Annotated in this window: 16 protein-coding genes, 3 tRNA genes, 3 rRNA genes and 1 other annotated feature; of the genes, 1 reads left to right on the top strand and 21 read right to left on the bottom strand. The window is 46.5% G+C overall.

Features of this window, described 5'->3' with window-relative positions:
- Positions 1 to 281 precede the first annotated feature (281 nt).
- The 8 genes from PP175_RS06255 to PP175_RS06220 form a co-directional block, all read right to left on the bottom strand.
- Positions 282 to 1,070 carry a YheC/YheD family protein gene (locus PP175_RS06255; RefSeq protein WP_272441934.1) on the bottom strand — a complete coding sequence of 263 codons (789 nt, stop codon included), beginning with the start codon at positions 1,068 to 1,070 and terminating at the stop codon, positions 282 to 284.
- 361 nt (positions 1,071 to 1,431) lie between these two features.
- A tRNA-Arg gene (locus tag PP175_RS06250) sits at positions 1,432 to 1,508 on the bottom strand.
- A gap of 174 nt (positions 1,509 to 1,682) precedes the next feature.
- Positions 1,683 to 1,765: transfer RNA gene (locus PP175_RS06245), tRNA-Leu, on the bottom strand.
- Between the two features lie 7 nt (positions 1,766 to 1,772).
- Positions 1,773 to 1,867 (bottom strand) — tRNA-Ser (locus PP175_RS06240).
- A gap of 71 nt (positions 1,868 to 1,938) precedes the next feature.
- A 23S ribosomal RNA gene (locus PP175_RS06235) occupies positions 1,939 to 4,877 on the bottom strand.
- Between the two features lie 378 nt (positions 4,878 to 5,255).
- Positions 5,256 to 5,372, bottom strand: a 5S ribosomal RNA gene (gene rrf, locus PP175_RS06230).
- A 208-nt stretch (positions 5,373 to 5,580) separates the two neighbouring features.
- Positions 5,581 to 7,115, bottom strand: a 16S ribosomal RNA gene (locus tag PP175_RS06225).
- The 16S, 23S and 5S rRNA genes sit together here with 3 tRNA genes alongside, the layout of an rRNA operon.
- A gap of 457 nt (positions 7,116 to 7,572) precedes the next feature.
- Entirely contained in the window at positions 7,573 to 7,992 is a 420-nt protein-coding gene (locus PP175_RS06220) for a CoA-binding protein (RefSeq protein WP_272441933.1), read from the bottom strand.
- Between the two features lie 275 nt (positions 7,993 to 8,267).
- Between PP175_RS06220 and PP175_RS06215 the strand changes: the two genes are divergently transcribed.
- Entirely contained in the window at positions 8,268 to 8,738 is a 471-nt protein-coding gene (locus PP175_RS06215; RefSeq protein WP_442870452.1) for a class I SAM-dependent methyltransferase, read from the top strand.
- A gap of 10 nt (positions 8,739 to 8,748) precedes the next feature.
- On the opposite strand, the gene PP175_RS06210 is transcribed toward PP175_RS06215, so the two are convergent.
- From PP175_RS06210 to PP175_RS06150, 13 genes are all read right to left on the bottom strand, one after another.
- Positions 8,749 to 8,886, bottom strand: coding sequence for a hypothetical protein (locus PP175_RS06210; protein ID WP_272441931.1), 138 nt, complete (start codon positions 8,884 to 8,886; stop codon positions 8,749 to 8,751).
- 299 nt (positions 8,887 to 9,185) lie between these two features.
- A complete protein-coding gene (rplT, locus tag PP175_RS06205; RefSeq protein WP_272441930.1) occupies positions 9,186 to 9,545 on the bottom strand; it encodes a 50S ribosomal protein L20 in 360 nt (119 codons plus the stop codon).
- 35 nt (positions 9,546 to 9,580) lie between these two features.
- Entirely contained in the window at positions 9,581 to 9,781 is a 201-nt protein-coding gene (gene rpmI, locus PP175_RS06200) for a 50S ribosomal protein L35 (protein WP_272441929.1), read from the bottom strand.
- Between the two features lie 26 nt (positions 9,782 to 9,807).
- A complete protein-coding gene (gene infC, locus PP175_RS06195) occupies positions 9,808 to 10,374 on the bottom strand; it encodes a translation initiation factor IF-3 (RefSeq protein ID WP_272441928.1) in 567 nt (188 codons plus the stop codon).
- Positions 10,351 to 10,473: a sequence feature (ribosomal protein L20 leader region), on the bottom strand. Its footprint overlaps the gene before it by 24 nt.
- 67 nt (positions 10,474 to 10,540) lie before the next feature.
- Complete coding sequence (locus tag PP175_RS06190; protein WP_272441927.1) at positions 10,541 to 12,790, bottom strand: GGDEF domain-containing protein; 2,250 nt, start codon at positions 12,788 to 12,790, stop codon at positions 10,541 to 10,543.
- Positions 12,791 to 12,996: 206 nt separating this feature from the next.
- Positions 12,997 to 14,916, bottom strand: a complete 1,920-nt coding sequence (gene thrS / locus PP175_RS06185; protein WP_272441926.1) for a threonine--tRNA ligase — start codon at positions 14,914 to 14,916, stop codon at positions 12,997 to 12,999.
- A gap of 307 nt (positions 14,917 to 15,223) precedes the next feature.
- On the bottom strand, positions 15,224 to 15,346 hold the full coding sequence (locus PP175_RS06180) for a hypothetical protein (protein WP_272441925.1): 123 nt from the start codon (positions 15,344 to 15,346) through the stop codon (positions 15,224 to 15,226).
- 279 nt (positions 15,347 to 15,625) lie between these two features.
- Complete coding sequence (locus PP175_RS06175) at positions 15,626 to 16,663, bottom strand: transglutaminase domain-containing protein (RefSeq protein ID WP_272441924.1); 1,038 nt, start codon at positions 16,661 to 16,663, stop codon at positions 15,626 to 15,628.
- Between the two features lie 281 nt (positions 16,664 to 16,944).
- Positions 16,945 to 18,429: a hypothetical protein gene (locus PP175_RS06170; RefSeq protein ID WP_272441923.1), complete on the bottom strand. Its 1,485-nt coding sequence runs from the start codon at positions 18,427 to 18,429 to the stop codon at positions 16,945 to 16,947.
- 749 nt (positions 18,430 to 19,178) lie between these two features.
- Complete coding sequence (mqnC, locus tag PP175_RS06165) at positions 19,179 to 20,288, bottom strand: cyclic dehypoxanthinyl futalosine synthase (protein ID WP_272441922.1); 1,110 nt, start codon at positions 20,286 to 20,288, stop codon at positions 19,179 to 19,181.
- Between the two features lie 99 nt (positions 20,289 to 20,387).
- Entirely contained in the window at positions 20,388 to 20,612 is a 225-nt protein-coding gene (locus PP175_RS06160) for a hypothetical protein (protein WP_272441921.1), read from the bottom strand.
- 50 nt (positions 20,613 to 20,662) lie between these two features.
- Positions 20,663 to 21,589 (bottom strand): primosomal protein DnaI, encoded by a 927-nt coding sequence (gene dnaI, locus PP175_RS06155; RefSeq protein ID WP_272441920.1) that lies wholly within the window; start codon positions 21,587 to 21,589, stop codon positions 20,663 to 20,665.
- Positions 21,590 to 21,601: 12 nt separating this feature from the next.
- Positions 21,602 to 23,098 (bottom strand): replication initiation and membrane attachment family protein, encoded by a 1,497-nt coding sequence (locus PP175_RS06150; RefSeq protein ID WP_272441919.1) that lies wholly within the window; start codon positions 23,096 to 23,098, stop codon positions 21,602 to 21,604.
- Positions 23,099 to 23,106: the final 8 nt, after the last annotated feature.

Raw genomic sequence — 23,106 nt, 5'->3', positions numbered from 1 at the left:
CCAAATCTTACATGCTCTTCTGGTCGGATTCGACAAGCAACTAGCAGAAGAATTATAGCGTTTCTTTACAAGATTTATATACATTATAATGTACCATATTCGTTGATGTACCGGTATCATAATTTAGTAAAATAATACAAAAATCGAGTGATTTCGGGATAAAAGCACTATCTTTGCCGTTTTTTTTGTGCATGGTTTCCACATCTCCCCTGAACTCTGGTTTTCACTTCCTTAACCATGATGAAAAAACGCTGCAGATGGGCAGCGTATGTGAAGAAGTTTTACTTTTTTTTAGCCATTTGCTGTTTTCTTTTTACTCGCAGCGCAGTGAGCCCCCTCATTTTGTTGTACATTGATTTATCCTTTAGTTTAGCAAAAAGTGACTGGGCCGGCCCAGTATTTTCCTCAATCATCCATAAAATCCTATATTTATCCACAGCCAAATCAAGGCCAATCTGCCAGTAGGCCTTATATTCATCAAATTTATAGCACGTTTTATAGGCGAGCAGCTTTGCTTCTTCCTTTAATTCCTCAATCTGTTCATTCCCTAACTCAAGAGACTGCTTTAAAGCGTAATTGATGTCAGTCACATAGCCTTTACCGCGCGCTACATTGGTTATGACGCTGCTTTCGCCTGCTACTTTCGCCAGCATCCCGATATATTGCCATTTTCTATTTTCACGCATCATCATTAGCCGTATATCAAATGGCCTTTGGTTAATCTCGGCAACCTCAATTCCCTGTTGGATAACATAGCGTTTGTCGGCCATACAAAATTTATTGATTCGCATGTACAGGCTATCCAGCGTCTCACATGAAATCGCCTTTCCGCGGATTCTAACGAAACTGTATCCGTTCCCTGTTTTCCACGCTTTAATAATTCCCTGTCCGCCCCAGCCATAATCCGGTTTAATAAAAACAACGGAATAGTTAGACAGGTATGATTCAAGGGTTGATCTGTTGAACAGATCCAATTCAGGCAAGTAAACACGTATGTCCTCTTCTGAAGCAAAAAAGTTCCACAATCCCCATTTCCCCATCTCTCTTTTCCTTTGCTTTTTATCCGCCATGCGCAACACCTCAACCCTTTCTATGCTGTAATCAAAGTATTCTTTCAAGCACAAAAAGTAACCTGGGGTTATGTAAATAGGCAAATTTTTCGAAAGGAGCAGTTTAAAGGAGATTGTCCCTTTAAGGCAGAATTACAGTGCTCTGCAAACATCTATGAGCACAAAGAAAAAAGCCGAAAGTTCTGCTGAATTGGCCGAAATCCCGGATTTCCTTAGTTGGCAGTGCTGAGCCGCTGCTCAACTTGTTTTATTTATTCTCCACCATGCTAAAAAGCCCTGCCAAAGTAACGGCAAGGCTTTTTTACTAATAGCACACACAGTAGGACCGCTGTGCTGCTTGTAATGTCAGAAGTAAATTTAATGGCGTGCCCGGAGAGACTCGAACTCCCAACCTTCTGATTCGTAGTCAGACACTCTATCCAATTGAGCTACGGGCACTACATCATACTGTTTTAATAAAACATAAGCACCCTAACGGGTACTACTGATTTCATTCCAGCACTGAAGATTATTCGACGTAGTAGGAATGAATAATAATGGTGCACCCTAACGGGTACTACTGATTTCATTCCAGCACTGAAGATTATTCGACGTAGTAGGAATGAATAATAATGGTGCGGGTGGAGGGACTTGAACCCCCACGCCGAAGCGCTAGATCCTAAGTCTAGTGCGTCTGCCAATTCCGCCACACCCGCAGTTTTATGGCGGACAGAGTGGGATTCGAACCCACGAGACGGGTTTACCCCGCCTACACGATTTCCAATCGTGCTCCTTCGACCAAACTCGGACATCTGTCCATCTAGAAATAAAGGTTTGCACCTTCAAAACTGAACTGGAAGAAACGATGCGTTAGGAATTCCTTAAAAATTGGGTTAAGCCCTCGACCGATTAGTATTCGTCAGCTCCATGCGTTACCACACTTCTACCCCGAACCTATCTACCTCATCATCTATAAGGGGTCTTACCAGCTTATGCTGTGGGAAATCTCATCTTGAGGGGGGCTTCACGCTTAGATGCTTTCAGCGCTTATCCCGGCCGCACATAGCTACCCAGCGATGCTCCTGGCGGAACAACTGGTGCACCAGCGGTGCGTCCATCCCGGTCCTCTCGTACTAAGGACAGCTCCTCTCAAATTTCCTGCGCCCACGACAGATAGGGACCGAACTGTCTCACGACGTTCTGAACCCAGCTCGCGTACCGCTTTAATGGGCGAACAGCCCAACCCTTGGGACCTACTTCAGCCCCAGGATGCGATGAGCCGACATCGAGGTGCCAAACCTCCCCGTCGATGTGGACTCTTGGGGGAGATAAGCCTGTTATCCCCAGGGTAGCTTTTATCCGTTGAGCGATGGCCCTTCCATGCGGAACCACCGGATCACTAAGCCCGACTTTCGTCCCTGCTCGACTTGTAGGTCTCGCAGTCAAGCTCCCTTGTGCCTTTACACTCTGCGAATGATTTCCAACCATTCTGAGGGAACCTTTGGGCGCCTCCGTTACACTTTAGGAGGCGACCGCCCCAGTCAAACTGCCCACCTGACACGGTCCTCCATCCCGATAAGGGATGCGAGTGAGAAGGCCGGCATAATCAGGGTGGTATCCCAAGGATGCCTCCACCGAACCTGGCGGTCCGGGTTCAAAGGCTCCCACCTATCCTGTACAAATCATACCAGCATTCAATATCAAGCTGCAGTAAAGCTCCATGGGGTCTTTCCGTCTTGTCGCGGGTAACCTGCATCTTCACAGGTAGTATGATTTCACCGAGTCTCTTGCCGAGACAGTGCCCAAGTCGTTACGCCTTTCGTGCGGGTCGGAACTTACCCGACAAGGAATTTCGCTACCTTAGGACCGTTATAGTTACGGCCGCCGTTTACTGGGGCTTCGGTTTACAGCTTCGCGCTTGCGCGCTAACCGCTCCCCTTAACCTTCCAGCACCGGGCAGGCGTCAGCCCCTATACTTCGCCTTGCGGCTTCGCAGAGACCTGTGTTTTTGCTAAACAGTCGCTTGGGCCTTTTCACTGCGGCCCCCTCACGCTTATCACGCTAGCGGGGCACCCCTTCTCCCGAAGTTACGGGGTCATTTTGCCGAGTTCCTTAGCAAGAGTTTTCTCGCGCGCCTTAGGATTCTCTCCTCGCCTACCTGTGTCGGTTTGCGGTACGGGTACCTTACTTCTCGCTAGAAGCTTTTCTTGGCAGTGTGAGATCAGGAACTTCGGTACTTAAATTTCCCTCGCCATCACAACCCGGCGTTACAGTGTACGGATTTGCCTATACACACGCCTCATTGCTTGGACAGACATAACCAGCAGTCTGCTTGCCTTACCCTCCTGCGTCCCTCCATCGCTCAAATGAAGTAGAGGTAGTACAGGAATTTCCACCTGTTGTCCATCGCCTACGCCTTTCGGCCTCGGCTTAGGTCCCGACTAACCCTGAGAGGACGAGCCTTCCTCAGGAACCCTTAGGCTTTCGGCGGAAGGGATTCTCACCCTTCTTTTCGCTACTTACACCGGCATTCTCACTTCCTGCCGCTCCACCCGTCCTTTCGGTCGAGCTTCACCGCTGCAGGAACGCTCCCCTACCCCTGACACCTACGGTGTCAAGCCACAGCTTCGGTACTTCACTTAGCCCCGTTACATTTTCCGCGCAGAGTCACTCGACCAGTGAGCTATTACGCACTCTTTAAATGGTGGCTGCTTCTAAGCCAACATCCTGGTTGTCTGGGCAACTCCACATCGTTTCCCACTTAGTGAAGATTTAGGGACCTTAGCTGGTGGTCTGGGCTGTTTCCCTTTTGACTACGGATCTTAGCACTCGCAGTCTGACTCCCGGATATCTGTAGCCGGCATTCGGAGTTTGACTGAATTTGGTACCCCGCGAGGGGCCCGCATCCAATCAGTGCTCTACCTCCGGTACAGTAAATCCGAGGCTAGCCCTAAAGCTATTTCGGGGAGAACCAGCTATCTCCGAGTTCGATTGGAATTTCTCCGCTACCCACACCTCATCCCCGCACTTTTCAACGTGCGTGGGTTCGGGCCTCCAGTGCGTGTTACCGCACCTTCACCCTGGACATGGGTAGATCACACGGTTTCGGGTCTACGGCTGCGTACTCACTCGCCCTGTTCAGACTCGCTTTCGCTGCGGCTCCGGCTTCTCACCTTAACCTCGCACGCAACCGTAACTCGCCGGTTCATTCTACAAAAGGCACGCCGTCACACAGTTAATGTGCTCCGACTAGTTGTAGGCACACGGTTTCAGGTTCTCTTTCACTCCCCTCCCGGGGTGCTTTTCACCTTTCCCTCACGGTACTGGTTCACTATCGGTCGCCAGGTAGTATTTAGCCTTGGGAGATGGTCCTCCCAGCTTCCCACGAGGTTTCACGTGTCTCGCGGTACTCAGGGTACGTCTCGGAGAGACGGCCATTTCGATTACAGGGTTGTTACCTTCTGTGACGGGCCTTTCCAGGCCGCTTCATCTATGACCGTCTTTTGTAACTCCATGTGAGACGCCCTACAACCCCGGAAGGCGAACCTTCCGGTTTGGGCTTCTCCGCGTTCGCTCGCCGCTACTTACGGAATCACTATTGTTTTCTGTTCCTCAGGGTACTTAGATGTTTCAGTTCCCCTGGTCTGCCTCTACCTGCCCTATGGATTCAGGCAGGAGTACGATCCCATTACGAATCGTAGGTTTCCCCATTCGGACATCTCCGGATTAACGCTTGCTTACAGCTCCCCGGAGCATTTCGCAGTTCGCCACGTCCTTCTTCGGCTCCTGGCGCCAAGGCATCCACCGTGTGCCCTTCATAGCTTAACCTCTGGTTTCCAATCAAGCGTCCTGATCAACGTCGATCTTCTGCGTTGCGTTGTCCCTGCGCTGCTCACGTATCAAAATCATACGCTCCGCTGCTCGGTCCTGCCGCGCCTTGAATCTCTCGTTTCTCATGCCGCTTTCTTTCATGGAAATCCGGTTTCACCTAAAAGGTTATTACAATTGGATTTTCCTATTGCGCATTGTTTCTTCCATGATTCAGTTTTCAAAGTGCAAAATTGACGCCCACGGATGGGCTAACGTCTACGTTGCAACAGTGACGACCAGGACGGTCTAGCATCGTTAACGCAACAGGACGTTGCGCCTGTTAACGATGGCACGTTGCGCTTTTAGTAGACGATCCTTTTTTCGGCAAGGTTGCCGGCCTGGCAATGTCCTACTCTCCCAGGGCGTTGCCGCCCAAGTACCATCGGCGCTGAAGGACTTAACTTCTGTGTTCGGGATGGGAACAGGTGTGACCCCTTCGCCATAACTGCCAGACACTCAGAATGAGTGTCGTTCTACGTTGCTCACAGGACGTGAGCGGTTTTAGTAGAACATCCACTTCCTACCAGGTCGTTCTGCGTTAGCCACAGGACGTGGCTGCATTTAGCAGAACTTCCACCCTAAAACCTCGCGGTTTATTTAGTTTTCCCAGTGTTCCTGGAAAACTGAACAGTGAAAGTGCCAGTGTGCCGATTCTCCATAGAAAGGAGGTGATCCATCCGCACCTTCCGGTACGGATACCTTGTTACGACTTCACCCCAATCATCTGCCCCACCTTCGGCGGCTGGCTCCTTACGGTTACCTCACCGACTTCGGGTGTTGCAAACTCTCGTGGTGTGACGGGCGGTGTGTACAAGACCCGGGAACGTATTCACCGCGGCATGCTGATCCGCGATTACTAGCGATTCCGGCTTCATGCAGGCGAGTTGCAGCCTGCAATCCGAACTGAGAATGGTTTTTAGGGATTGGCATACTCTCGCGAGTTAGCAGCCCGTTGTACCATCCATTGTAGCACGTGTGTAGCCCAGGACATAAGGGGCATGATGATTTGACGTCATCCCCACCTTCCTCCGTCTTGTCGACGGCAGTCTCCCTAGAGTGCCCAACTTAATGCTGGCAACTAAGGACAAGGGTTGCGCTCGTTGCGGGACTTAACCCAACATCTCACGACACGAGCTGACGACAACCATGCACCACCTGTCACCGCTGTCCCGAAGGAAGCCTCTGTCTCCAGAGGGGTCAGCGGGATGTCAAGCCCTGGTAAGGTTCTTCGCGTTGCTTCGAATTAAACCACATGCTCCACCGCTTGTGCGGGTCCCCGTCAATTCCTTTGAGTTTCAGCCTTGCGGCCGTACTCCCCAGGCGGAGTGCTTATTGCGTTAGCTGCGGCACTGAGGATTGGAGTCCCCAACACCTAGCACTCATCGTTTACGGCGTGGACTACCAGGGTATCTAATCCTGTTTGCTCCCCACGCTTTCGCGCCTCAGCGTCAGTTACAGACCAGAGAGTCGCCTTCGCCACTGGTGTTCCTCCACATCTCTACGCATTTCACCGCTACACGTGGAATTCCACTCTCCTCTTCTGCACTCAAGCCTCCCAGTTTCAGGTGGCCCTCCACGGTTGAGCCGTGGGCTTTCACACCTGACTTAAGAAACCGCCTGCGCGCGCTTTACGCCCAATAATTCCGGACAACGCTTGCCCCCTACGTATTACCGCGGCTGCTGGCACGTAGTTAGCCGGGGCTTTCTCGTCAGGTACCGTCAGACCGGGAGGTCATCCCGGCGGTTCTTCCCTGACAACAGAGCTTTACGATCCGAAAACCTTCATCGCTCACGCGGCGTTGCTCCGTCAGACTTTCGTCCATTGCGGAAGATTCCCTACTGCTGCCTCCCGTAGGAGTCTGGGCCGTGTCTCAGTCCCAGTGTGGCCGATCACCCTCTCAGGTCGGCTACGCATCGTCGCCTTGGTAGGCCACTACCCCACCAACTAGCTAATGCGCCGCGGGTCCATCTGTAAGTGTCCGAAAACTTTTCATCCAGAACCATGCGGTTCTGAATCCTATCCGGTATTAGCTTCGGTTTCCCGAAGTTATCCCAGGCTTACAGGCAGGTTGCCCACGTGTTACTCACCCGTCCGCCGCTAACTTTGAAAAGCAAGCTTCTCAAAGTCCGCTCGACTTGCATGTATTAGGCACGCCGCCAGCGTTCGTCCTGAGCCAGGATCAAACTCTCCAAAAAGGTTCGATACTGTTCGCTCATACGAGCTGGTCTTACTTAATAAATCCAGAATTGAATTCTGGGTCAATCGCACATTTGTCATTTCACTGTTCAGTTTTCAAGGAACCCTATCAGTCAGCCACGCAATCAATCAGTTATCAGCGGCGAATTAACTATCTTATAACATTTCGCTTTATCAATCAACAACTTATTTTTCCCAGTTAACCCTGCTTTTATGAAAAGCAGATTACCCTTCAAAAGGGAAGATTTATATAATACTACACTTGAAAATAAATTTCAAGTTTTTTGCTCACCTAACCCCGCTCATCTATTCGACCCCCTGATAAAAACCGTAACCAAGTATTTATTGACAACTAAATTATAAAGAAAACACCGGTATTAATAAAACCGCTTTTCATGCAGAAAAGCGGCTTACATTAAAAGAAATATGGGGAACAAAGGGCTCCGATTTTGTGTTTTATCTTCTTATCAGCAGAGCATGGTCAACTTTAATACAGCGATCCATAATGACATTCAAGCCGTTTTGTTCGGCATGTTTGGCGGCATCTTCATTATAAATGCCAAGCTGGAGCCAAAACGTTTTGGCTCCGATTTTCACCGCCTCTTCGGCTACTGGCATAACCGTTTCACTTCGGCGGAAAACGTTCACAACATCCACCGGCTCCTTAATGTCTGTTAATGAAGCTACAGCCTTCTCCCCAAGGGATTCCTGAATGACAGGATTTACAGGTATGATTTTGTAGCCAGCTCTCTGCATGGCCTGTGCAACCATGTAGCTCGTCCGTTGCGGGTTATCTGACAAACCAACAACTGCGATTGTTTTAGCACTTTCCAAAATGTTCCGGATTTTATCATCGGATGGATTATTAAACATCATCGTGCGAAAACCTCCTATTGTTCCTGTTTTCAACTTCCTGTTTGTGCCCATTCCTCTTTATACGCGCAATTCATCCTTTGCATTCTCAAAAATGATCTTTTCAGACCAACGGCTGATTTACTTGGTCTTAAGGAAGAGTATTGTTATAATTATGATAATACCCAAATTACCTCAAGGAGAGAAAAATGGAGAAGCTACTGTTCTTATCCAAGTTCTTACGTTCGCCAAAACATGTCGGGAGCGTTACTCCCAGTTCTCATTTTCTGGCTAGAGCAATGGTGAATCCTATTGATTGGTCAAAGGCGGAGAATATTGCAGAATTAGGAGCCGGTACAGGGATTTTTACCCGATATCTCCATGAAAATAAACAACCCGGTTGCAAAGTTGTCGTGTTTGAAAGAGATACCAACATGCGTGAACGGCTGCAGTCCATGTATCCTGACCTTCACTATCATGATAATGCATCGGAAATTTTACTTGCAATGAAGTCATACGGAATTGAGCAATTCGATTACATCCTATCAGGCCTGCCGTTTACCAACTTTCCACAAACGTTACGAAATCAGATTATGCAAGGCGTTGAAAAGTCATTAAAGCCGGGTGGTTTGTTTATTGCCTTTCAGTATTCGCTTCAAATGAGAAAACAGCTGGAAGAGCGGTTCGAACAGGTGCGCCTAAATTTTGTACCGCTTAATGTCCCTCCCGCATTCGTATACACCTGCAAAAAAAGTGAAAGCGGGAACTGACCTAAGTGCTTTAAAACCCTATCGTTTCCAAATGCTGTTTTAATTTAGCGGCTGAAGATTTTAGTTGTTCCTCTTCTTTTTCAGAAAGCGGAAGAGGGACAACCTCTTCAATGCCGTTTCTTCCAACGATCGATGGATCCCCAAACATACTCCCTCAATTCCCCTAAATCGTTCTAAGTAGGACGAAACAGGCAGAACGGAACGCTGATTTCATAATATTTCCCCCGTACTTAGATTTTTGTATTTATCCATCCCTCCTCAAGTATAAGGCATACGGCATCAACCACCATACAATAATGGAAAAATTCATACAAAAAACATGAAACGCCATTCTCGCTCTCTTTTTTAAAAAGGCATGAGCGACTAAACCAATGGCGACATTTTTAGACAGAAAAAAGGACGGCTGACACTATGGTCAACCGTCCTCTATCTTGTAAGTGCTATGAATTAAGCGTTAAGCTTTTCTTTTGCTGCATTAGCAAGTTGTGTAAACGCAGCTTTATCATTTACAGCAAGCTCAGCAAGCATTTTGCGGTTTACTTCTAAACCGGTTGCTTTTAAACCATACATGAAACGGCTGTAAGAAAGGCCGTTCATACGTGCAGCTGCATTAATACGAGTAATCCACAGTTTGCGGTAGTCGCGTTTTACCTGACGACGGTCACGGTAAGCGTACTGCAGGGATTTCATAACCTGTGCATTTGCTGATTTAAATAAACGGTGTTTAGAACCGAAATAACCTTTGGCAAGCTTTAAAATCTTTTTGCGGCGGTTGCGCGCAACATTTCCACCTTTAACTCTTGGCATCTGTGTTCCCTCCTAAATCTTTCAAAAGAAAATAATTATTTAACGTACGTTAATAACGAGGCAATGCGCTTTTGGTCGCCATTAGATACAACCGCACCTTTGCGAAGATTGCGTTTTTGCTTCTTAGACTTGTGCACCATAATATGGCTTGTATAAGCATGGCTGCGTTTTAATTTGCCGCTTCCTGTTTTTTTGAAGCGCTTTGCAGCACCACGGTGAGTTTTCATTTTAGGCATCGTGTATATCCTCCAATCCAGAAATGTTACTTTTCGCTTTTTGGGGCGAGAATCATAATCATGCTGCGCCCTTCGATTTTGGGCCTGCGCTCTACAGAAGAGATATGCTCAACTTCTTTAGCCAGCTTCTCCATAACCTGCTGACCAATTTCAGCATGTGTAATCGCGCGGCCGCGGAAGCGAATCGTCAGTTTAACTTTGTTGCCAGCTTCTAGGAACTTAACGGTATTGCGAAGCTTGGTTTGAAAATCATGTTCCTCGATGGTCGGTGAAAGACGAACTTCTTTCATTTCAACCACTTTTTGATTCTTTCGTGCTTCTTTTTCTTTCTTCTGCTGTTCGAATCTGAATTTACCGTAGTCCATGATCCGGCATACAGGGGGCTTCGCGGTTGGCGCAATATTTACAAGGTCTAATTCCTTCTCCTGAGCAAGACGGAGAGCCTCACGAAGCGGAAGTACACCAAGCTGCTGATTGTCAGCATCAATTACACGAACCTCGCGAGCACGAATTTCCTCATTGATTAAGTTTTCTTTGCTAATACCTGCCACCTCCAGAATAGTTATGAACCAAAGCAAAAAGTGCGGGCGCATTGCGCCCGCACACTTATTCCATCAGTCAAGCATTATGGATAGGTACCTGCCAACTCCTACGTCAGTCAGGTGAGAAGCGGGGCGCTTCTGCTTTGGTCGTTTATGAACTTTTATTAGTATAGCGATAAATTATCCACCCGTCAAGTTAATTTCCTTTAAAATCGCACTAGGCTTCCTGCAATAAAAATTTATCCTCAACATATGATATCCCGTTGATTTGCTTGGCTGCCTTTTTGACTTTGGCGGCCATCTCCGAAACATGAGCCGGCATTTTATATCTACCGGGCACACAGTTTACACACGCAAGTGAAATGGAAAGTGTATTTTGTTCCATGGCCTTCACCTGAAATCCCTCTACCCCTATAAAGTGTGAATAAAAATGATCCTTAATATAGTCCCCGTACTCCCTTGCACACCCCGGATCCGTAATAATGATGAAATCATCACCGCCTATGTGCCCGACAAAGCCTTCCTTATCCCCTATTATCCTGTTGGCGGTAGCCAGCATCTGTGCTGTGCGCAGGATAATTTCATCACCCACTTCAAATCCGTACTGATCATTAAAGAACTTAAATTTATCGAGGTCGCAATAAATAACGGAGAAATCCTGTTTTTTGTCTAACCGCTTCGAGATTTCTTTATCAATCCGGATGTTGCCTGGCAGCCCTGTCAAGGGATTGGAGATGGCGGCCATCTCCAGCTGTACTTTGGCCAGCATGTCCAGTAAACTTTGGACTGAAACGACCCCTAGATACTTATCGTTCTCCGTTACAATAATCACATCATACAGATGAAACGATGCCCTATCCATCGCCAGCTTCGCTACTTCATCTATTTTGGTCCTTTTGTCTACGATAAGCGGGCTGTTATTCATCACCTGGGAAACAGACTTCTCATAGTAAAGGGAAATACCGTATTGGCCACCAAGAATTTGATAGATTTGAAAACGCATAATAAGGCCAATGGGCTGTTTATCATTTACTATCACTATGCTGTCTATTTTATTATTTCGCTCAAGGATATGGTGAACTTCCCTGACCAATGTATCCTTAGTGACACATATAGTAGAAGTAAGAATATCTCCTACCTTATTGGTGTACTCTTCGTCATTGATCCTATTATCCTGCTTCAAGCGCTGGATGAAGCTTACAGCTTTCTCCGTAATAGGCAAAAATTCTTTGTTCGGCCGCCCAAGGATAAAACCCTGTCCATAATCCACCCCAAGATTGATGACGGTTTCCAGCTCGCTTTCCGTTTCGATCCCTTCCGCAATGAGCTTGCACTTCACTTTGTTTGCAAATTTAACAAATGTCTCAAGCAACGCCTGTTTAATGGGATCGACATCAATGTTTCGTATGAGAGCCATATCTATTTTTATATAATCGGGGTAAATTTCCGCTATCGCTTCCAGGCTGGAATATCCGGCACCTGCATCATCAACCGCAATCAAGTAGCCTTTCTTTCTGTATTCCTGAATAATTTCGCGAAAAGATTCAAAGTTCTTAATCGCATGCCGCTCTGTAATTTCAAATACGATGTTATGGGGATTTAGCTGGTATTTTTCCATTCGTTTAAAAATCTCTCCCCGCAGCAGGAACGGGTCATCAATGCTGCGGGCATCCAGGTTAATAAATAGCTTGCAGGAAGAATCCAGATATTTGAGGTTATCGATGGATTTCCGCCTGCATAGCGATTCCAACCGAAAAGTCCTTCCTGTCTTTTCCGCAGAGGCAAAAAGTTTTCCAGGTGAATAAAAAGCTGACCCTTCAGGCCCTCGCAGCAATGACTCCCAGCCCAGCGGAGCACCGGTTTTAAGCGAAACAATGGGTTGCGCCACCATGTGGATAGCTTCTGTGTCGAGAATATGGTGAAAAAGCTGCATGTTTTTAAATTCTTCAGACATGACCCCGTATTTAGCCATCTGGCTGGCAAATTTTACGCTTGTGTACATCTCCTTCACGAGATCGTCCCCGTCCATTTTCGCGTATCCAATATGGATTTGAATCGGGTTTATATTGGTATAGTTCACTTTTTTGTTGATGTTGTCTTCTACTTCCCGCTTCAAATTCAGGCAGAGCTGCTTGAAAATTTCGTCCTGATATTCGCCTTCCCAGCCTATATATACGGCATAATCGTCTCCCCACAGCTTCTGAATCGCTATCAGATCTGCTTCATCCCGAAGAACAGAGTGGCTCGCAGCTAAAAGAACACGTTCCAATTGAGATAGAATATGGCCGGCTTCCTGAAACCCGAACTTCGCTTCAATTTCTGACATATTCTTAATGTCCAAATAGAAAAGGACAATAGTCTTAGATTGAGCAAACTGTGCTTTCAAAAGCTTTTTAATCTGATAACGCTGGTCTGTATAAATGAACGGGACTTTATGTTTAAACATCCTATCTACAAAGGACCACATTCATACCCAACTCCCCCTAGCTTTACTCCTATTCATTATGACATGATTCTTTTAATGAATTGTAAAAGTAATGTAAACATTAACCGATTGAGGAGCAGTGTGCAGTCGCAGGGTACAAAAGATTACCCGCATGAGCAAAAAACAGCCCAGAACGGAAAAGCATTGTTCTGGACTGCTGTTGTACACAATTCACTTTTTATACCAAATTAGTATTTTTTTGTATCAATCTCATCGAGAATATGTGCGATTGTGTCATCCACAGATTTAACGCCGAGGTCGCCTTCGCCATAGCGGCGCACGGAGAGGGCGTTGTTTTCCATTTCTTTATCCCCAATAACGAGCATAAATGGAATTTTGTTAATCTGGGCTTCACGGATTTTATAGCCAATTTTTTCATTGCGGCTATCTACTTCCACCCGGATGCCTTTTTCCAGCATTTGCTCTTTAATCCGTTCCGCGTAGGCCTTATGTGGTTCGGCAATGGCAATAAGCTTTGCTTGAACCGGCGCAAGCCATGTTGGGAATGCACCTGCAAAATGCTCGGTCAAAATACCGATGAAGCGGTCAATCGAACCATAGATCGCACGGTGGATAACTACCGGGCGGTGCTTATTGTTGTCTTCCCCTACATATGAAAGGTCAAACTTCTCCGGCATCTGGAAGTCAAGTTGAATCGTTGCGCACTGGTGGCTCCGCTTAATGGCATCCTGAATGTGGAAGTCAATTTTTGGACCGTAGAAGGCGCCGTCCCCTTCATTTACGCGGTATGGAATTTTAAGCTCCTCAAGCACGTTGCGCAGAGAGTTTTCAGCATGCTCCCACAGTTCATCGCTGCCCATGGAATCTTCCGGCCTTGTTGACAGCTCTACAGTATATGGAAATCCAAAAACACCGTAAATTTTATCTACCAGCTCAATCACATTTTTAATTTCGGACTCAATTTGATCCGGACGCACAAAGATATGGGAATCATCCTGGGTAAAAGTACGTACGCGAATCATCCCGTTAAGCGCCCCGGAGAATTCGTGGCGGTGAACCTGGCCGAATTCAGCCATGCGAAGCGGCAGATCGCGGTAGGAATGAATTTTGTTTTTGAAAACAAGCATATGGCCCGGGCAGTTCATCGGCTTGAGCGCAAATTTTGTATTATCTACTTCTGTGAAATACATGTTCTCATGGTAGTGATCCCAGTGGCCTGACTGCTCCCACAGGCGCTGATTCATTACGAGCGGCGTTTTTACCTCTTCATAGCCTCTTTCAACCTGCAGCTGGCGAGCATACTTCTCCAGCTCATTGCGGATGGTCATGCCATGCGGAAGGTAGAAAGGCATACCTGGCGCTTCTTCAGAGAACATGAATAGTTCAAGCTCTTTGCCTAATTTGCGGTGATCCCGTTTTTTGGCTTCTTCAATAAAGTGCAGGTATTCCTCCAGATCAGACTTTTTCGCCCAGGATGTGCCATAGATACGCTGGAGCATCTGGCGGTCTGAATCGCCGCGCCAGTATGCACCTGCTACGCTCATCAGCTTGAATGCTTTGATTTTACCTGTTGCCGGCACGTGAGGCCCACGGCAAAGGTCAAAGAATTCACCCTGGTGGTACATCGTAATCTGTTCATCCTCCGGCAGTTCGGAAATGATCTCAATTTTCAGCGGGTCGTTGAGCTTTTTGTATATATCAAGCGCTTCATCGCGGGAAACCACTTTTCGGGAAATGGGGAGGTTCTCGCTAACGATTTTCTGCATTTCCTTTTCAATTTTCGTAAGCATTTCAGGTGTAATGATTTCGTTTGTATCGATATCATAGTAGAATCCATCCTGGATAACAGGACCGACCCCCAGGCGTACATTTTCATCACCGAAGAGGCGTTTGATCGCCTGCGCCATTAAATGCGCAGAACTATGGCGAATAACTTCCAGACCTTCCGGGCTGTCTTCTGTAACAATTTCGACTTCTGCATCCTCGTGGATTGGCGTTGAAAGGTCTACCACCTTGCCGTTTAGTTTTCCGGCAACGGCCTTTTTCTTTAACCCCGGGCTGATAGAGGCTGCTATTTCTTCAATGGTAACGCCGGCGTTGTATTCGCGCTTTGATCCATCCGGCAGAGTCACTTGAATTGCTGACATGTTTGAAAATCCCCTTCCAGTTATAATAAACCAATTAGAATATCCGGCTGACGCTAAACGAAAACGTTCGCGTACAGCCTAAGTTCCACCTATGTGGATAAAAAATGATTCTTATCCACAAAAAAAAGCACCTTCATCCCTCTAGGGACGAGTGTGCTTGTTCTCGTGGTACCACCCTGACTTCAGCAAAACAAAAAAGTTCTGCCCTCATTCATTCCATAACGGAGGAGCTCCGGCCAACCCTACTATGCGCATAACGCGCAGGTTCGAATAAGCAGCTTAAAGGGGGTAATCGCCATCCTCGCGTTTAGAAAGCTTGCAGCCCCAGGCTTTCCTCTCTGGCAAACCGATTGGATTCGATCGCGTCCTTCTCATCGCTTTTGAATTTCAATATAGTATCAAGTATAGGTACAGTGAATTTATTTGTCAAGTTTGCACGTACTCCTATCCTTTCGTTGAAGGATCGTTTTGACGATTAGAAAAATAAATATAAAAATTTAGAAAATATATATTGATAACGCTTACAAAATGTGTATAATAAAGATAACCCCCTTGATTGGGTTGACACCTCCTGGAATTGAATTAATCTCTCCACTCCTACCTTGAGATCCGTTGCATAACGGGTCTATTTTTTTTGTGCATTTTCTTGTCTTAAGTGAAAAGAGGAGCCGCATATCATACCGGCTCCTTCTCATCCTTGCTTACCCATTCAAAAAAGCGATGTAACAAGTTTATTAACAAGCAGTGTTAAGATAAGCCAAATTTGCGCTCCTATCGTTTTCACTGCCTGAAGTACAGCCTTCGTTTGATCCGAAGTGTTCGTTTGATCAGAGGCCACCGCCTGGCCGTCCGCACTAGCAGAGGGCTGAGGCTGCACATCGGCAGCGACAACAGGCGATGGCACCGGGTGCTTAAAGGCTGCATTTTGAATGTGATGGTTTCCTTTATATCCAGGTATTTCCTGATATTGCTTGCCATATACGGTATCAGCGACAGGATGCTGCATCATCCAGAAATGGTCCTTATGCAGCTGCCGGTCTGTCACATTATAGTAATCATACAGCACGCGGCCTGGAATATCAGGCAGCGGATCATCCCAGGTACAATCCAGGTTATACCAATAGCCATCAATTTTTACAAGGTTCCATGCATGCGGCTGATCACCCGCCGTGCCCTCAACAATCTTAGTTTCAATACCCGCCTTATTCAGCATTTTATAGGCAAGCAAGGCATATCCCTGACAGACGGCTTTACCCGTGGCAAGCGCATCATACGCCGTGTAATTCTTATAAGTAGTATCGTACTGAGTGTTCTGCACAATGTAATCATGAATGGCTTTCTCTTTGCTATCCTGGCTCATTCCGGATCGGATGATCTTATGCAGAATTTGGTCCACTTTTTTATCCACATACTTTTCCTGTTGCTTCGTTGTCCGGTAGTTGTACGTAAATTGGATAGCCATATCACCATTAAAACCTATTGCCTTGTAGCCATGGCTTTTTAGATTGTATTCGGTGTAGTTATCCTCCTGCATAATCTGATCGTTAGCACGCTGGATAAGCATCTCCAGATTTGTGGTATCACCCATATAAGTAATCGTAAACGAAGTGTCTCTGTTATGAATGTGCCGGGCCAGTTCCTGCTTAAACTGCTCAGGACTATTTACGGAACCCAGCGCGTAGGCTGAATTGCCGGTAAACCCGAAAAAAAATGCCAGGATGGCAGCCACCGGTAATATCTTTTTCATTGTATAGCCCCGCATACTTCTCCCTTCTTGAACCTGTGTTGAATGATAAATGTTCTTTCATTCTATTTTATCATATGTAAGAAGAAAAGGAGGTAAGCTTTCATTCCTACCCACCAAATCCAAAATAAGAAAGTTCATTCTTCCCCTTCTTTAAGAAAAAGTTTTGCATTTTCTCATCACCCTTAAATGGATCATTCATAAACATTCTCTACGATAGCTTATAGGAAATGGTAAACATTATCCACGCACTTTGCGGCTGCCTTCTAGGGCGGCCGCTTTGTTTATTGCAGTCCCAGCCACTTATTCTTGCTGTCGATTAAAAACTGCAGCGCCGGGCTTGGTTCGCCCTGCACCTTTTGCAGAAGCCGCTGCGTTTCTGCCATGTCGTCCCGGGTTAATTCACGGTAATCAAGGCTTGTCGTCGGTTTAAGCCGCTGGCTGATCGAATAATATAAATCATGGTTTGGCTTGACCCATAACTCTTTGGTTAATTCTACTCCTTTAATCATTTCCAAAGCCAAACTTTTCAATGCCACATCATGAGTCGAGATGTATCTCTCCAATAAATAGTTAGCCAGCGCAATGTGATGATTGAGCGCTATATGTGTGGTGTGGCCATAATTATCCCGATAGTCCGGAACAAGCAGCCCGCCCGTTTTGAGCTGTACCGCATTGCTTTTAATATAGGAAACGGCATAACGATCCCATTTATCCAGTGCATTATCTATTTCTTCATCGCTTCTGAATCGAATGTAATATTGTAAAAATGTCGCATTGTCCGCGTTTCTTCTATCATCCATATAAGGCGCTTGCAGCTTATAATCGTTGTTTAACCACGTAGATAAAGGCTGGGTCTCCCAGTACCCCTTTGGCGTTTGATTTTGGAGGGAAGCATACGCAAGGTGGGTGGCAATGTCTTCAAAATAAGTCCCGTTGTCCGCGTTATTGAGGAAGGGGAGCGAGCGGAATCCATCCAAATTCGCCGGATTGTAGTAGATGCTGTTCACTGCGTACGGTCTGTATGTCTCTTCATTGGGATAGTAAGCGCCATCCGCACGCAATACTTTATCAAAATCAAAGGAAGCGCTTTCTAATTGATGTATAGCCTCTTTGTTACCCCAGTTTACAAGTAAGTTTGAAGAAAGAATCCCCCATGTTTCATACACTTCTCCCTTTTTTGATGGAAGCTTCCATTCATACATCAGGCCATTTGAACTTTTCGATACTTTTGCGGCCAGACCGGTCTGTGCCACCCGTTTGTAGACAGAGGCACCTAATGGCTGAAAAGCGACAGCAGGCCCAATTCTATAATGAGCTTTTGGTCCATCTATAAACACGGGTAAACTTACATTTGTGCCATCTTTTGGTTTGGCCGCTGGTTGTACGGAACAGTCAGCAAGTGTTATGGCCTGTTTCACTGTAGGATCATTTACCGTTAGCCTAAGCATGACAGGCTGGCCAGCCTTGATTGATTCAAGATGGGCGAAAAAAATACAATCATCGTTCTCCATTTTTGCCTGGGTTAGAGAAAAACCGCCCGACCCCACTTTATAGTTGTACGTGGTATAAACCGCATGCGCATGTTTGCTTGTTATGACCTGCGGTTTTATGCCGGCGGTCCATCCTTGTACCTCAATGCGAAATCTCCCATCCGTTGATTGGCTGACAGGTGCAGCCTGGACAGCTGTTTGTACGTTTAAATCGATCCCAAGCGGTAAAAATACCGTTACTAGCAATTTCGCTGCTACTCCCCAAATTTTGTTCAAATGCAGCCGTCCCCTCTATGGAAATTCCCTATCATTTTTACTCTCTTGTTAATAGTACGCCAACTTTCCATAAACTCCTCTGCACACAATGAAGCATAAATGAAGAGTTTAAAGGTAAATAAAAAAGCCAGTCTTTTTGATGACTGACTTACATCCCCTGTCGTCCACAGGTCTGAATCATTTCAAGGTGATTTGGAATTTAAGAGGTTGGCGGAATCATACTACCGAACGTGTTGTTTTTTTTGAAGCACCGAAACAGCAAACAACAGAAAGTAACGCTCACTTAATGTTAATCTGAGCCAATCCTTTGCTTTGTACCTCATAAAGTCTCCTCCCTCTGTTATAAAAAATAGCGCAGCAATATATTTGAAGTTCACATCAAAGCGTTGAAAACAAGATTATTAATAATTATGAATAATTTATGTAATTATTACCCCTTCTCTCGAAGAACAAACTTTTCACTCCGGAAAAATCGTTTTACAAGTTTCTTACCGATTCAACAGGGAGTCCCTTTATTCTCTCTATTCCGGGCTATCTTTGATGAAATTCAACTTTCATGTTGTATTGTGCAAATAGATAGAATGACAAAAACGCTTATCTATCAGCATCCCTCCATAAAGAGTAAGCTGCTGTAGATAAGCGTAGTCACTACTAGGGCAATGTATCAGGTAAATACGCCATTTCGTGTTGAATCTACCCGCTACATTACGTATGAAGTTTTAACCACATTGTATTAAAACCTGTTGCAATTAGTTCTGCATAACGAAATCTGTTTCCATCGTTTCGCCTTCTTTGAACACCCGCAGCGTCTCGTATTTCGTATTGCGCTGAGCTGGAATCTTGCCAGCCTCGCGAATTAAATCAAGGATTTGGTTGGTATTCACTTTAAACGTGCAGGCGGCTGCTGACACCACATTTTCCTCCATCATGGTAGAACCGAAGTCATTACAGCCATACTGAAGTGAAAGTTTACCCACTTCCGGTCCCATTGTTACCCAGGAAGATTGGAAGTTCGGAATATTATCCAGCATCAGACGGCTGATCGCCACATTCTGCAGATACTGTTCCGGAGTCTGTCTTTCCGCTTTCATATTGGTGTTATCAGGCTGGAACGTCCAGGATATAAACGCAAGGAAACCGTTTGTTTCATCCTGGGCCTCCCGGACACGTAGAAAATGCAGCACTCGTTCTTCATACGATTCGCCAAACCCGATCACCATCGTTGCTGTGGTCGGCAGGCCTACGCGGCTTGCTGTTTTCATCGTTTCAATCCACTCTGTCCAGGAACCTTTCAAGCGGCTAATCTTTCTGCGCGTACGATCATCTAGTATTTCTCCACCAGCCCCCGGAAGTGAGTCCAAACCGGCTTCCTTAAGAGAGCGCAGTACTTCTTCCACAGATTTTCCAGAAACTTGCGCGATTTTTTGAACTTCGGCAACAGACAGAGAATGCATCGTAATCTGTGGAAAACGCTTCTTAATATTTTGCAGCAGATTTGTATAGTACTCCAGCGGCAGATTCGGATTGGTCCCGCCTTGCATCAGGATTTCAGTCCCCTGTACATCGATCGTTTCCTGGATTTTTTTGAAAATCTCTTCATCAGGCAAAACATAGCCTTCCTCGCTGCCAGGCGGACGATAAAAGGCGCAGAAGCGGCAATATGTATCGCATATATTGGTATAATTAATATTTCGTCCCACAACAAATGTAGTAATCGGTTCAGGGTGCCATTTCTCCATCACCTGATTGGCATAGTAGCCAATCTTTTCTATTTCATTGCTTTCATATAAACGGATGCCATCCTCTAATCCCAGCCGTTCGCCTGCCAGCGCACGCTCTAGTATGCGGTCAATCGACATGGTGTATCCCTCCAAACGGTAAAGGTTCTTTGTATACCTCTCTCTAATCGTAACATAATGCCCCCTGCTTGCCTACAGCAGGGGGCGTAACCATTCCATTTATGCTTGAGCAAAGCCAATTTCTTCGTAAACTTCTGGCTTCCAGTAAATAACACACCGCGCAAGCGGCATATTCACTTCCCGTGAACCGTTTGGCCTTCCGTTAAAGTAAATAATTTCCGTGAGAATCACACGTCCATCCGCTACCTGAATTTCCCCCTCAAACCGCTGAACAGACCCATCCATTGTATAAAAGACAATCTCCCCTGAACCCAACGTCCTCATTTAACAGCTTCTCCCTTCGATTTCCCCTTTGATTTCCCCAAGATGCCGCTCTACTTTCTAATTCTGCGGTTGTCGCCATCTACCTTATGGTCGTCCGTATAGTAGCGGATTCGCTCCATAATTCGCATCGCTTTTAATTGTTCCATGCCGGCCTTCTGTGAATAAGAAAGGTGCTCTTGCAGCTCATCATAATTATAATTCGAAGTATATAAAACTGGAAAATTTTCACTAACCCGGTACTGTAGAATCGCTCCGAGAATCTCGTCACGCGCCCATGGAGAGAGCGTTTCTGCCCCGATATCATCTAAGATGAGAACCGGAACTTGCTTGAGTACATCGATTTTCTGCTGGACGGAATTGTCGGAGAAGGAATCTTTTAATTCACGGAAAAAATCAGGCATGTATACCATCAGGGACGCGATGCCCCTTTCAGCCAGCCTGCGGGCAGCAGCCCCCATCAGGTGACTTTTGCCTACGCCGAAGGGGCCATATAAATAAACCCCTTTTGCCCCCGGTTGTCCGGGCTGCACAGTTTGGCTGAATTCCATCATTGCAGCGATTGCTTTTGCCCGCTCAGGGTTAGGATCGATATTCGCAAAAGAAGCAAGTGATATCTCCTTGGGAATGTGATGGGTCTGGATCAACTTTTCCCGTTGCCTCTGCTCCCTGTCCATGAGCTCCAGGCGGCAGGGCCTGTGCTGGGCTTCAATCGATAAGCCTGTCCATTCAAGCAGCGCCTGGTGGCCCTTAAGAAGATTCGCACAATCTGCAAGCCCCGGGCATGCGCGGCAGTTATCTGCCTCGTCACAGGCAAGCTTGATACGGGTTACCGATTGAGTAATATGGCGCGGCTTAATTTCAGAGTGGTTTACAAGCAATTCCTGTACCTCAGGCCTTACCGTCAACTCTTCTACGATTTGTTCAAAAGAATAGCGGTTATTTCTATAGGCAGAGAGAATTTTATTCATTTGCTGCATACTATCATTCCTCTAATTGGTTTCTCCCATGGACTTAAGCAGTTCAGTTATCCGTTGTTTCGTTTGTTCATAGTCTTCATCAGCTGTTTCGTCCACAGTAAACGTGCCGCCGTTTTTATCGAGATCCTTCTGGCGGGCAAGCTGTGCCTTGATAAGCGGCGGCAGTTCATCCTTTCGCTTCGCCTGGCTGCGCGGCTGCCATGTTTTATTGGAGGAAGCAGCAGGCTTATCCGTTCTGGCGTCAGGTTTGGCATTTCCTTTGTACTCACTATAAAGTTGCCTTGCGAGCTTCTGCGCCTCTTCTACTGTTCGGATGTTAGACCGTTTCCAATGACCGGCAATTTTAAAAATGAGCGCTTTAGGCATCTGCCTTTCCTGGGTAAGCATAATATATTCGAGCAGTACATTCACCACTCCATAGGGAAGCTGATAGTCTTCCAGCAGTTCTTCGACAATTTTTTGATCGGACGGCGCAATGCGCCCGCCGTTGTGGTAATGCGCAAGAAGCTGCAGTGGCGATAGAGAGGAAAGCATTCTCCTGTGCTCCTCTTCCCTTGTTAGAGCAGGTTTCCGTTTTCTTGCCGCCTGCCCTTCCTTCGGGCTTTCTTTGTCCGCATCTGTAGATTTAATTTGTGGGGCTTTTCCGCCGTTCATGCCGCGGAACCACTCTCTGGCCACTCTCCTGAGAATAGCCGTATCGATCTGATTGTCGTCTCGGTAGATCCCGGGGTCCTGGAGAAAGTTTGCCAGCTGCAAATCGTTAAGCTGATATAAAAAGGCCAGCTGCTGCAGTGTCTCGCACACTTCGCCTGTCAATAGCTTTTCGCTTTTTAAAGACTTAGGAAGGAGGGCTTCTAGCAGTTCAAAGTCTACTTCTGTTTTCAAATAGATTCGATCAGCCTCTGTGTCCTCATTAAACGCGTCAAGCTCCCCATCATGGCGGACATCCTGGAGGAATTCCATCGTCTCCACTCCGGGTTCCGGGGTGATTTCACGTGGGTGTACGTGGAAGAACACTTCATCGAAACCTTTTGTGATTTTCTCACGGTCAGCATCTTCCGGCAGCTTTTCAATTGCGGAAGTGAACTTCCGGCGCAGGTTGCGGTAATGCTGCTTTCCCACCCGGTTTAAAAGCATAATGCTAAGCGTGTCATCCGAAAAGAAAACATCCGGTCCATAAGGCGGACGAAGCGTATACTCCAAAATAGGCTCACCCGCAGCCTGAATCCGGTATGTATCGATCAGCCCCATGGCTTCTAATTTATATCTAGCTTTTAAAATAATATCAAGCGGCTCGGCGAGCGTAACCATCAGGCTGCGGTGCAGCCCTTCTATGGATGCAAAACCGGACAGTGACACATTATGGTAAAGTGTCTGATACAATGAAACAGGAATTACGCCAAGTAACGGCTGGTACAAGTGTATGAGGTATCCAATTTCCGCGCTGCTGATTGGACGGTTCACCCGGATGATAAAGCGGTCATTTGGAACAGTCTGCCCCCATCTCACCTGTTATC

Source organism: Aneurinibacillus sp. Ricciae_BoGa-3 (assembly GCF_028421645.1).
Classification (GTDB): Bacteria; Bacillota; Bacilli; order Aneurinibacillales; family Aneurinibacillaceae; genus Aneurinibacillus_B.
The sequence above is the reverse complement of the archived record's forward strand: the minus strand, read 5'-3'. Positions and strand labels throughout refer to the sequence as shown.

Bases quoted from the DNA above. Each gene is read 5' to 3' on its own strand.
- PP175_RS06255 (WP_272441934.1), bottom strand. From the start codon at position 1,070: ATGGCGGATAAAAAGCAAAGGAAAAGAGAGATGGGGAAATGGGGATTG.
- PP175_RS06220 (WP_272441933.1), bottom strand. From the start codon at position 7,992: ATGATGTTTAATAATCCATCCGATGATAAAATCCGGAACATTTTGGAA.
- PP175_RS06215 (WP_442870452.1), top strand. From the start codon at position 8,268: ATGGTGAATCCTATTGATTGGTCAAAGGCGGAGAATATTGCAGAATTA.
- PP175_RS06210 (WP_272441931.1), bottom strand. From the start codon at position 8,886: ATGTTTGGGGATCCATCGATCGTTGGAAGAAACGGCATTGAAGAGGTT.
- rplT (WP_272441930.1), bottom strand. From the start codon at position 9,545: ATGCCAAGAGTTAAAGGTGGAAATGTTGCGCGCAACCGCCGCAAAAAG.
- rpmI (WP_272441929.1), bottom strand. From the start codon at position 9,781: ATGCCTAAAATGAAAACTCACCGTGGTGCTGCAAAGCGCTTCAAAAAA.
- infC (WP_272441928.1), bottom strand. From the start codon at position 10,374: ATGCGCCCGCACTTTTTGCTTTGGTTCATAACTATTCTGGAGGTGGCA.
- PP175_RS06190 (WP_272441927.1), bottom strand. From the start codon at position 12,790: ATGTGGTCCTTTGTAGATAGGATGTTTAAACATAAAGTCCCGTTCATT.
- thrS (WP_272441926.1), bottom strand. From the start codon at position 14,916: ATGTCAGCAATTCAAGTGACTCTGCCGGATGGATCAAAGCGCGAATAC.
- PP175_RS06175 (WP_272441924.1), bottom strand. From the start codon at position 16,663: ATGAAAAAGATATTACCGGTGGCTGCCATCCTGGCATTTTTTTTCGGG.
- mqnC (WP_272441922.1), bottom strand. From the start codon at position 20,288: ATGTCGATTGACCGCATACTAGAGCGTGCGCTGGCAGGCGAACGGCTG.
- PP175_RS06160 (WP_272441921.1), bottom strand. From the start codon at position 20,612: ATGAGGACGTTGGGTTCAGGGGAGATTGTCTTTTATACAATGGATGGG.
- dnaI (WP_272441920.1), bottom strand. From the start codon at position 21,589: ATGCAGCAAATGAATAAAATTCTCTCTGCCTATAGAAATAACCGCTAT.